We start from the raw sequence: 10,850 nt of genomic DNA on the forward strand, positions 1-10,850 counted from the left end.
CGAGAGTGCCGGGCGTCGCCGGCCCAGCGGGGGTGGAGCAACAGCTTCTCAGGTCCCGGCCGGCACCTCGGCCCGTGCTGCGACCGCGTCGTCACGCTCCCCGAGGTGCGCGGTCGCTACCCGGGCCGTCTCGCGGGCGGAGAGCGCGGCGACGACCGGCGGCAGACAGAGGGCCGCGGCGAAGAGGGCGACGCCCGACCAGTTGTCTCCGTCCGGTCCGGCGATCTGCGACGCGAAGGCGGCTGCGAAGCCGGCGACGGCGAAGCCGATCTGGGTGCCGATCGCCATTCCGGAGAGCCTGACCCGGGTGGGGAACATCTCGCCGTAGAAGGAGGGCCAGATGCCGTTGGCCGCGCTGTAGACGATGCCGAACGTCAGTATCCCGAGGATCAGCACCAGAGGGTAGCTGCCGGTGGTGATCGCCCACAGGTACAGCGGCATCACCACGGCACTTCCGACGGCGCCGATCAGGAAGACCGGTCGACGTCCGATCCGGTCGGAGAGCCGGGCCCACAGCGGGATCGCGAAGAGGGCCACCAGATTCGCCAGCGCGCCGACCCACAGCATGCCGGTCCGGCCCATGCCCACGGCGTCGCTGGTCGCGAAGGCCAGCGCCCAGACCGTGAACACGGTGCTGACCGTGGCGATCAGGGCGGCCGCGACGACCCGCAGCACATCGCTCCAGTGGTCGCGGAAGAGCACGGCCAGCGGCAGCTTGGCCACCCCCGCGGTCGCTGCCTGCTCCGCGAAGACGGGCGTCTCGTCCAGGGTGCGACGGATGACGTATCCCGTCACGGCGACGGCGGCGCTCAGCCAGAACGGGATCCGCCACCCCCAGGAGAGCAACTGGTCCTCCGGCAGGGCGGCGACCGGGATGAAGACCAGGGTCGCGATCAGCTGGCCCGCCTGGGTCCCGTTGATCGTGAAGCTGGTGAAGTACCCGCGGCGGTCCTGCGGTGCGTGCTCCAGGCTCATGGAGTTGGCGCTGGCCTGCTCACCCGCCGCCGAGAGGCCCTGCAGGATGCGCAGGAGCACGAGCAGGACTGGGGCGGCGCCGCCGACCACCGCCCGGCTGGGCAGACAGCCGATGAGGAACGTCGAGAGCCCCATCAGGAGCAGTGTGAAGACCATGATCTTCTTGCGCCCGAGCCGGTCCCCGACATGTCCGAGGAAGAACGCGCCGACCGGGCGGGCCGCGTAGGCGACACCGAAGGTGGCCAGCGACAGCAGCGTCGCACTCGCCGGATCCGACGCGTCGAAGAAGACCTTGGGAAAGATGAGGGCGGCGGCGCTGCCGTAGATGAAGAAGTCGTAGTACTCCAGGGCGCTGCCGATCCAGGCGGCGAGTGCGGCCTTACGGGGCTGGGCCTGGGGCGGGGGACCGGCGGCAGGGGCGTGAACGGTCACGTCTGACTCCTTCGGGGACGTTCCGTGGGGACGGCCCCCGCTAATTAACGCACTGGATAGTTAATAGCGGGGTGGCTACGGATGTTGCGGGGATATCGCCTCCACGTCAAGGGGTCGGGTCGAAAACATCACCGGCGGAAGCCGGAGCCGGACCGCGGGCGCGCCGCTCAGGCGCCGCGCTCCGCGGTCAGATAGGCGATGACCATGTCGCCCAGCATGTTCCGGTAGTGCGCACGCTGGTCGGCGGCGACCAGGTCGCGGCCGAAGAGTGCGCCGAAGGTGTGCCGGTTCGCGACCCGGAAGAAGCAGAACGAGCTGATCATCGCGTGCAGGTCCACGGCGTCCACGTCCGCCGTGAACGTACCCGAGGCCCGCCCGGCGTCGAGGATCCGACGCAGCACGTCGATCGCGGGGGAGCTGATCCGGGACAGCTCCTCGGAGGCGGTGATGTGCTCGGCCTCGTGGATGTTCTCGATGCTGACCAGGCGGATAAAGTCGGGGTGGTCCTCGTGGTGGTCGAAGGTCAGCTCGGCCAGCCGGCGGATCGCCGCAGCGGGGTCCAGGTGCTCGACGTCCAGCCGCTGCTCCGTCTGCCGGATCTCCTCGTACGCGCGCTCCAGGACGGCGGTGAACAGCTGCTCCTTGCCGCCGAAGTAGTAGTAGATCATCCGCTTCGTGGTGCGGGTGCGGGCGGCGATCTCGTCGACCCGCGCCCCGTCGTAGCCGAGCCGGGCGAATTCCCCCGTCGCCACCGCGAGGATCTCGGCCCGGGTACGGGCCGCGTCGCGGGTGCGTCCGGAGCGGCGCGCGGGCTCTTCGGTGGTGGTCATCCGGATCCTTCGCAGGCGGTCGGTCGGGTCTGGTGATTGTAGAAGCCGGCGAGTGGCGGACGAGGAAATCGTTCGTGGGGCTTCCCAAGCCCGAGCCCGTCCGGTATTACTAACTAACCAGTCCGTACATTGATGGGACGAACGATGCCGAACCACACCGGCACAGCGCCGGGCATCCCGGTGCTTGTGCTGAACGGCCCCAATTTCAACCTGCTCGGCCTGCGCGAACCGGCCGTGTACGGCAAGGACACCCTGGCCGACGTCGAAGAGCTCTGCCGGAGCGCTGCGAACGCCCACGGCCTGCGTGCCGACTGCCGGCAGAGCAACCACGAGGGCGGCCTCATCGACGCCGTGCACGAGGCCCGCACCGCACACCGCGGCATCGTGATCAACCCGGCGGGCTACAGCCACACCTCCGTCGCGCTGCGGGACGCACTCGCCGCCGTCGAGCTGCCGGTGGTCGAAGTCCACCTGTCGAACATCCACCGGCGGGAGGCCTTCCGGCACCACAGCTACGTCTCGGCCGTGGCCGACACCGTCATCTGCGGGGCCGGCGCCCATGGCTACGCCCTGGCTCTCGCCCATCTCGCCCAGCTCGTGAAGGAGACCCGGTGAGCCCCGACTCGTACCTCGTCGGCCTGGTCGGTTCCGGCATCGGCCCCTCCCTCAGCCCGTCGCTCCATGAGCGAGAGGCGGACCGGCAGGGACTGCGCTACCTCTACCGCCTCATCGACATCGAGGCACTCGGCGTTCCCCCGGAGAAGACCGGTGAGCTCGTCCGCGCGGCGGGTGAGCTCGGATACGACGGACTCAACATCACCCACCCCTGCAAGCAGCAGGTACTCGCCCACCTCGATGAGCTGTCCCCGCAGGCCGCGGCGCTCGGCGCGGTGAACACGGTGGTCTTCCGGCAAGGCCGGGCGATCGGCCACAACACCGACGTCACCGGCTTCGCCGCTTCCTTCGCCCGCGGTCTGCCGGACGCGCCGCTCGACCGGGTCGTGCAGATCGGTGCGGGCGGAGCCGGAACCGCCGTCGCGCACGCCCTGCTCACGCTCGGAGCAGGCTGCCTGACCCTCGTCGACGCCGAGCCGGCCCGCGCGGTGGCGCTCGCGCACTCCCTGAACCGGCACTTCGGCGCCGGACGGGCCGTCGCGGCCGGTGTTCCCGCCCTCGCCGCGGAGCTGGCCCGCGCCGACGGCCTCGTCCATGCCACCCCCGTCGGGATGGCCGCCCACCCCGGGCTGCCGCTGCCCGCCGATCTGCTGCACCCTCGGCTGTGGGTCGCCGAGGTCGTCTACCGCCCGCTGGAAACCGAGCTGGTGCGCACCGCCCGCGTGCTGGGCTGCGCCACCCTGGACGGTGGAGGCATGGCCGTATTCCAGGCGGCCGAGGCGTTCCGGCTGTTCACCGACAGGGAACCCGACACCGCGCACATGCTCGCCGACATCGCCGATCTCACGGCAACGCACTGAGAAAGCCGAAGCCGGCCAAGCCGTCAGGAGAACCGAAATGCGCACCTCCATCGCCACCGTCTCGCTCAGCGGATCGCTCACCGAGAAGCTCACCGCGGCGGCGCGGGCCGGCTTCGACGGCGTCGAGATCTTCGAGAACGACCTGATCGGCTGCCCGCTCAGCCCCGAGGAGATACGGGACCGCACGGCCGACCTCGGCCTGACGATCGACCTGTATCAGCCGATGCGCGACATCGAGGCCGTGTCGCCGGACGAGTTCGCCGGCAACCTGCGGCGCGCGGAACACAAGTTCCGACTGATGCGGCGGCTCGGCGCCGATACCGTCCTGGTCTGCTCCAGCGTCTCGCCGCACGCCGTGGACAATGACGCGCTGGCCGCCGCGCACCTGCGCCGACTCGCCGAACTCGCCCAGGGATTCGGTATCCGGGTCGCCTACGAGGCGCTCGCCTGGGGACGCCATGTCAGCACCTACGACCACGCGTGGCGCATCGTCGAAGCGGCGGACCACCCGGCTCTCGGGGTCTGCCTGGACAGTTTCCACATCCTGGCCCGGGGTTCCGACCCCGCCGGCATCGCGGCGATCCCCGGCGACAAGATCTTCTTTGTGCAGCTCGCCGACGCCCCGCTGATGGCCCTGGACGTCCTGCAGTGGAGCCGCCACTACCGGTGTTTCCCGGGCCAGGGCGACCTCGACGTGACCGCGCTGGTCCGCGCGGTGGTGCGGGCCGGCTATCGCGGTCCGCTCTCGCTGGAGGTCTTCAACGACGTCTTCCGCCAGGCCGACGCCGGGCACACCGCCACCGACGCCCAGCGCTCCCTCGCCGTACTCCAGGAGTCCGCGGGTCTGACCACGCCCCCGGCGCCGGTCCTGCCCACCGGCTTCGCGTTCGCCGAGATCGCGACCGCGGACACCGAGCGGGTCGCTCCGCTGCTCACCGCGCTCGGCTTCTCCCGTACGGCCCGGCACCCGGGGAAGCCGGTGGACCTCTGGGAACAGGGAGAGGCCCGCATCCTGCTCAACACCGACACGGACGGCCACCGCCCGGACCCCTCGCTGACCGCCATCGGTCTGGAGAGCCCCGACCCGGCGGCAGCCGCGTCCCGCGCCGAATCCCTGCTCGCGCCGGTACTGCCCAGGCGGCGCGCGCCCGAGGACGCGCCCCTGGACGCGGTGGCCGCACCCGACGGCACGGAGTTCTTCTTCTGCGCCACCGACCGCCCCGGGCACCCCAGCTGGACCGGCGACTTCCCGCCCGCCCTGCACCGGCCGGGCGGCGACGGCATCGGCATCCGGCGCATCGATCATGTGGCGCTGACCCAGCCCTGGCACCACTTCGACGAGGCGGCCCTCTTCCACCGCAGCGTGCTCGGCCTCCAGCCGCACGCCAGCGTCGACCTGGCCGACCCGTACGGCCTGCTGCGCAGCCGCGCCGCCAGCAACCCCGAAGGCACCGTGCGCATCGCGCTCGGCGTGGGCCCGTCCCCCACGGACGACCCCGCCCGCCCCCAGCACCTGGCCTTCGCGACCGACGACGTCGTCACCGCGGCCCGCCGCGCCCGCGCGGCGGGCCTGCCGATGCTGCAGGTACCTGGGAACTACTACGACGACCTGGCGGCACGCCATGCGTTCGCCCCCGGCGAGCTGGAGACGTACCGCGAACTCGGCATCCTCTACGACCGCGACGAGAAGGGGGAGTTCCGGCACTGCTACACCGAGACGATCGGCCGCCTCTTCTTCGAACTCGTCGAACGCCTCAACGGCTACGATGGCTACGGCGCTCAGAACGCCCCGGTTCGTCTCACGGCTCAGCGGACGTGACGCCTGGCGATGCGCGCCGCAGGAACTGGCCCGCCACGCGCCGGTGTCCGGCAGGGTCGACCACCCTGCCGGACACCGTGCGCACGGACCGGACGGGAGATCAGCAGGCGCCGAGGTCCTGCCAGACACCCCACTCACCGGTGGTGCCCGGGGTCTCCCCGGTCGTCCACCACTTGGCCTTCCAGGTGTGGCCGCCGTACGAGACGGTGTTGCCGCCCACATAGACCGCCGACTTGTTCCACTGCGCCGCGGTGCAGGCGGTGGCGCCGCCGGTCACAGTCAGCGTGTAGGTAGCCGCGTGGCTGGTGGAGCCCGCCGTGCCGGTGACCCGCAGGGTGTACGTGCCGGAGACGGCGGACGAGGTGGTGGAGACCGACAGGGTCGCGTTGCCGCCGGCGCTGACCGATCCGGGGCTCACCGAGGCGGTGACACCGGCCGGGGCGCCGCTCACCGCCAGGCTGACCGACTGGGCCGATCCCGCGGTGACGGCGGTGTGCACCGATGAGGTGGCGGAGCTGCCGGCCGCGACGGTGGCCGAGGCGGGGGACAGCGACACCGAGAAGTCGTTGGGCGGCGGCGGCGGGGTGGTGGTGCCGCTGGTGAACGGCTCGAAGGTGTGGCTGAACTGCCAGGTGCTCTGGTTGATCCCGGAGCAGGAGTCCGAGGCGCCCTGGCCGGGGCAGCTGCCGTTGTCCCGCTGCAGCGCCCAGATGGACAGGGTGTTGATGCCCTTGCCGACGGCCCAGTTGTAGACGGACGTGGCGTTGTCGGTGGTGAAGGTCTCGGCAGCGCCGAAGTCGTCGATACCCGGCATCTCGATGACGCCGATGGAGCCCCACAGCTGCGCGTCCGACTTCGACGGGTAGAGCTTGGCCAACTGGTCGTGCAGGCCCTGCGCGGCGGTCTGGGTGTCGTTGGCCATGTTGTGCGTGGCGTTGTCGTAGTAGTCGAACGTCATGATGTTCGTGACGTCGATCCTGGCGCCGTTGGACACCGCGCTCTTCAGCACGGCGAGACCGCCGGCGGCCAGCCCGTGCGTGGTGGTGGGCAGCGTGTAGGAGAACTGGACGGTGCGCCCGTTGGCGGCCGCCCAGTCCTCGACCTGCTTGACGGCCTTGTTGCGGCGGTCGATGCCCGCGGAGTTGGTGAGGGAGTTGTCCTCGATGTCGAGGTCGATCCGGGTGATGTCGTAGGTGCTGATGACGCTCTCGTACGCGGCGGCTATCTGGCCGACGTCGGTGCAGCTGTCGGCTATCTCGGTGCCGGTGTTGTCGGCGGTGTAGCCGCCGAACGAGGCGATGACGTCACCGCCGCCCGCCTTGATGGCGGTGATGTCGCTGCCGAAACTGGCGGCGGAGACGGGCATGCTGCTGTCGCCGTTCCAGTACGGCGTGCAGGAACCCTTGGTCGCCGCCTGGATGAACGCCATCGTCAGGTACTTGTTACCGGACTGTTGGGCCAGGGCGGCCGGGCTGTCCCCGGTCCAGGCTTCGAAGTACGGGGCGTACACGTGCGCCGGCATCGGCGTCGCCGCCTGGGCGGCGCCACCGCCGACGGTGACGAGCCCGGCCGCGGCGGTTGCCGTGACAAAGGCGGTGAGAAGAGAACGGATCGGTCTCATGCAATCTCCTGAGAAGAGCAGACCTGAGGGGGTGAGGGGCCCGCGATGCCCGGCCGGGTGGGACGGCGGGGATGGATGCTCCCCGGCCGGGCATCGTGGGAGTCGCGGAGCGATCAGCAGGCGCCGAGGTCCTGCCAGACCCCCCATTCACCCGTGGTGCCGGGCTCCTCCTTGGTGGTCCACCACTTGGCCTTCCAGTTGTGGCCCTTCCAGGAGACCTGGTTGCCGCCGACGTACGTCGCGGAGGCACTCCAGGACGGCAGGGTGCAGGAGCCGGTCGGAGGGGTGGTCGGCGGCGGGGTGGTCGGCGGCGGCGTGGTGGGCGGCGGTGTCGTCGGGGGCGGCGTGGTGGGCGGCGTGGTCGGAGGCGTCGAGCAGGAGGACGCGGAACCGCTCGTCGCGGACACGATCTTGTTGAAGAGGGTGGCGGCGGGGTCGAGGTCGAGCAGCGAGTACATCATCGAGCCGGCCAGACCGTGACAGTGCGCGTAGTCCGCCTTGGCCTGGATGCCCTGTTCGCCGAGGCCGGTCCAGAACTCCGTACCGTTGTAGAAGTAGTTGGACTGGGTGGCCGCGTCGTAGAACGTGGTGGACGGGTTGGCGACGATGCCCGTCAGTTCCTTGTAGTACGCGGTGCCCGCGACCTGACTGATGCCGCGCGCCTGCGCCGGTCCGGTGGCCGACTGGTACAGGCCGTGGTTGCTGCCCGCCTTGACCCCGGTCCAGCCGCGGTAGTACAGCGGGTAACCCATGGTGATCTTGTTGGCCGGGAAGCCGCCGGGTATGCCGTAGGCCGGGTCACCGGTGGTCCACGCGGTGATGGCGTTGTCGGTGGAGTACTTCTCGGTTCCCGGTGATATCGGCGTCGACGGGTCGTCGGGCGACACGTACGTCGGGTCCTGGTGGTTGGTCGGACCGGTCGCGTCCCAGGCGCCGTGCATGTCGTACGTCATGATGTTCGCGTAGTCGAGGTACTGGCCGAGCTTGTCGGTCTCGAGGTTCGCGATCTTGTCCTGGCCGGCCGGCAGAGCGGCGGTGAGCAGCATCTTCTTGCCGCCGTTGGCCGCTCCGTAGGCGTCCAGCTCGGTGCGGAACTCGGCCATCAGCTTGGTGTAGTTGGCCTTGTCGTCGGCGCTGTAGTGGTTGCCCGTGTGGCCGTTGGGGGAACCGGGGTACTCCCAGTCGATGTCGAAGCCGTCGAAGATGCCGGCCCCGGTGCCGTCACCGCCGTAACCGCCCTGAACCGGCAGGTTGCCCTTGATGAACATGTCGATGCAGGAGCTGACGAGCTTCCTGCGGCTGGCGTCGGTCGCGGCCGCGTCGGAGAAGAACTTGGAGTACGTCCAGCCGCCGATCGACGCGACGATCTTCAGCTTGGGGTACTTCGCCTTCAGCTTCTTCAACTGGTTGAAGTTACCGACGATCGGCTGGTTCCAGGTGTCGCCGACCCCGTCCACGCTGATGTCGGCGCCGAAGGACTTCTGGTAGTCCGCGAAGGCGTCGCCCGCGCCGTCACCGGCGTTGGGGTCGCTCTCGTTCGTCGAGTCGGACGCCTTGGTCGCCTCGAAGCAGGTGTGGCTCGTCGGGTCGATGTTCTCGAACGAGTAGTTGAGGACGTCCAGCTTGCCCGCGATCCCCTCGGTGTCGAGGTTCTTCGGATAGAACGCGTTGCCGTACACGCTCCACTGGTCGTAGTACGCGATCTTGACGCCGCCGCTGCTCGCGGCGGCGGCCGCGGGTTTGGCGGCGGAGGCGGTATCCGCCTGGGCGCTGTCGACACCGGCGGCGAGTGCGGTGAGCACTCCGGCGGCCAGCGCCGCGCTCGTGGCGGCCGCCACGAGCGTTCTCTTTCTGGACCTCACGAGAACCTCCAGATGGGGGATGTGGCGCACCGTCACTCGCAGCGCGGATGTCAATGGGATACCGAGGTCCGGAGGGGCCCGTCAATAGTCTGGACTAATTGAGGACTAGACCAATCTTGGCGTGACTTGCGTTGTCATGGTCCTGACGCTGGCGGATTTGGACTAGACCAATTGTCAACCACATCCCGGCTATTGGGGCAGTGGCGGTGCTGCACCACGCCGCACCGGTGCGGCCGAACTTCCACTGGAACTGCTGAAGCGGATCCAAGGGCCGGTGCCCCGTTGGGCGTGCAGAGCCGGGCCACAGCTCACCGGCGCGCGGGCGGTCGGCTGTCCTGGGCTCGCGTCCCGGGAGCCGGAGCGCTTGCCGTGCACCGCCCGCTCTCGTGGGCTCAAGCGTCAGTTGCTGCTGGAAGTACGGGCGCCGGCTGAGCCGGCGCCCGTACTTTCCGCGTTCCCTGCCGGGGCGTCCGGCGTACGTTCGCGCAGTAGCTGAAGGAACGCGCGGGCGGCAGGCGAGACTCCGGAAGCGGTCCACACCGCCTGCACCGTTCGACGCGGAACACCGGTCATCGCCACGCTGCTCACCGTGGGCATCCGCGCGGCGGTGGCGGCGGGAACCAGTCCGACGCCGAGACCGCGAGCCACCAGCTGCTCCAGCAGCGCCATGGTGTCGGCCTCGTAGGCGACCGTGCGGGTGGCGCCGACGGCAGCGAACGCCGCGTCGTTGTGCTGACGGATGCCGGAGCCGGGCGGCATGTCGACCATCTCTTCCTCGGCCAGTCGGGACACCGTGGCCTGTGCCGCCCCGGCCAGCGGGTGCCCGTGGGGAACGATGGCGGCCAGCTCCTCGTGCGCGAGGACCCGCCCGGCCAGCCCGCGTGGCGGCTCCGCCGGGCGGGTGTCGACGAAGGCGAGGTCGCAGACGCGGTCGCGTACCTGTTGCAGCAGGTCCCGGACCAGCGATGCGCGCAGCGTGACGCGTACTGCCGGGTGCCGGTCCCGGTAGGTGGCCAGCAGGTCGGGCAGGTCGACTGCCACGAGTGGGGTGATGGTGCCGATACTCAGCCGGCCACGCACCTCACTGCCACAGGCGGCCACCTCGCTGCGGGCCCGCTCGGCGGCAGCGAGGGCTTCGCGCGCGGGGCCGAGGAACGCCTCACCGGCCGGAGTGACTCGTACCCGGCGGCTGGTGCGTTCGAACAGGCGGGTGCCCAACTCGCCCTCGAGCCGGGCGATCTGATGACTGAGCGCGGACTGCACCACGAAACAGCGGTGTGCGGCGCGGGTGAAGCTTCCGGTATCGGCGACCGCGACGGCGTAGGCGAGCTGGCGGAGTTCCATACATCCATCGTGTTTCGCGATCGATCACATAACAAGCATCTGTTGGACTCATCGATCGGGGCGGAACAGCATGAACGTGAGCCGGAACCGACCAGCTCCGCAGGCGCTGCGATGCGGTTGCGCCTACGAGTACTCCCGGAAGGACACGGACGTGGGCTTCTTCGCTGACTCCGCAGCCGTCATCCCCCGCAGGCCTCCCTGACCGGCGTGTGCACGGGGACACCGCTGCCGGCCCGGGACGCGGCACGGTCCTGCTGATGTCCGTGGCGGTCGGGCTGTGCGTAGCGAGCAACTACTATGCGCAGCCGCTGCTGGACACCATCGCCCGCGATCTGCGTCTGTCCTCCACTTCGGCCTCGCTGCTGGTGACGGCGGCTCAGGTCGGTTACGCACTAGGTGTATTGACCCGCAGGGTTGTTGACGCGGGTGACGGGGGGCCGGCCTCCGAGTGCGGTATGGCAGCGATGGTAGTTGTAGTTGTGCAGGAAGCCT

The 10,850-nt window shown here is 69.9% G+C and carries 8 protein-coding genes and 1 pseudogene; 4 read left to right on the plus strand and 5 right to left on the minus strand.

Annotated features, from left to right (window positions below):
- Positions 1-48: 48 nt before the first annotated feature.
- Entirely contained in the window at positions 49-1,407 is a 1,359-nt protein-coding gene (locus AB0436_RS15250; RefSeq protein WP_366468298.1) for an MFS transporter, read from the minus strand.
- 167 nt (positions 1,408-1,574) lie between these two features.
- Complete coding sequence (locus AB0436_RS15255; RefSeq protein WP_366468299.1) at positions 1,575-2,237, minus strand: TetR/AcrR family transcriptional regulator; 663 nt, start codon at positions 2,235-2,237, stop codon at positions 1,575-1,577.
- Positions 2,238-2,381: 144 nt separating this feature from the next.
- Between AB0436_RS15255 and aroQ the strand changes: the two genes are divergently transcribed.
- Genes aroQ through AB0436_RS15270 form a run of 3 tightly spaced genes read left to right on the plus strand, consistent with a single transcriptional unit; the run spans position 2,382 to position 5,531 of the window.
- Positions 2,382-2,852, plus strand: a complete 471-nt coding sequence (gene aroQ / locus AB0436_RS15260; RefSeq protein WP_366468300.1) for a type II 3-dehydroquinate dehydratase — start codon at positions 2,382-2,384, stop codon at positions 2,850-2,852.
- Positions 2,849-3,712: a shikimate dehydrogenase gene (locus AB0436_RS15265; protein WP_366468301.1), complete on the plus strand. Its 864-nt coding sequence runs from the start codon at positions 2,849-2,851 to the stop codon at positions 3,710-3,712. The genes aroQ and AB0436_RS15265 overlap by 4 nt, the downstream gene beginning before the upstream one ends.
- A gap of 37 nt (positions 3,713-3,749) precedes the next feature.
- Positions 3,750-5,531 carry a TIM barrel protein gene (locus AB0436_RS15270; protein WP_366468302.1) on the plus strand — a complete coding sequence of 594 codons (1,782 nt, stop codon included), beginning with the start codon at positions 3,750-3,752 and terminating at the stop codon, positions 5,529-5,531.
- Between the two features lie 100 nt (positions 5,532-5,631).
- Here AB0436_RS15270 and AB0436_RS15275 read toward each other — a convergent pair whose 3' ends face one another.
- From AB0436_RS15275 to AB0436_RS15285, 3 genes are all read right to left on the minus strand, one after another.
- Positions 5,632-7,152 (minus strand): chitinase, encoded by a 1,521-nt coding sequence (locus tag AB0436_RS15275; protein WP_366468303.1) that lies wholly within the window; start codon positions 7,150-7,152, stop codon positions 5,632-5,634.
- A 113-nt stretch (positions 7,153-7,265) separates the two neighbouring features.
- Positions 7,266-8,990: a glycosyl hydrolase family 18 protein gene (locus tag AB0436_RS15280; protein WP_366468304.1), complete on the minus strand. Its 1,725-nt coding sequence runs from the start codon at positions 8,988-8,990 to the stop codon at positions 7,266-7,268.
- A gap of 423 nt (positions 8,991-9,413) precedes the next feature.
- Positions 9,414-10,358 carry a LysR family transcriptional regulator gene (locus AB0436_RS15285; RefSeq protein WP_366468305.1) on the minus strand — a complete coding sequence of 315 codons (945 nt, stop codon included), beginning with the start codon at positions 10,356-10,358 and terminating at the stop codon, positions 9,414-9,416.
- Positions 10,359-10,567: 209 nt separating this feature from the next.
- On the opposite strand from AB0436_RS15285, the pseudogene AB0436_RS15290 reads away from it, so the two are divergent.
- Positions 10,568-10,850: pseudogene (locus tag AB0436_RS15290) on the plus strand (hypothetical protein); the annotation flags it as partial.

The sequence above is a fragment of the Streptomyces sp. NPDC051322 genome (genome assembly GCF_040689485.1).
Taxonomy (GTDB): Bacteria; Actinomycetota; Actinomycetes; order Streptomycetales; family Streptomycetaceae; genus Streptomyces.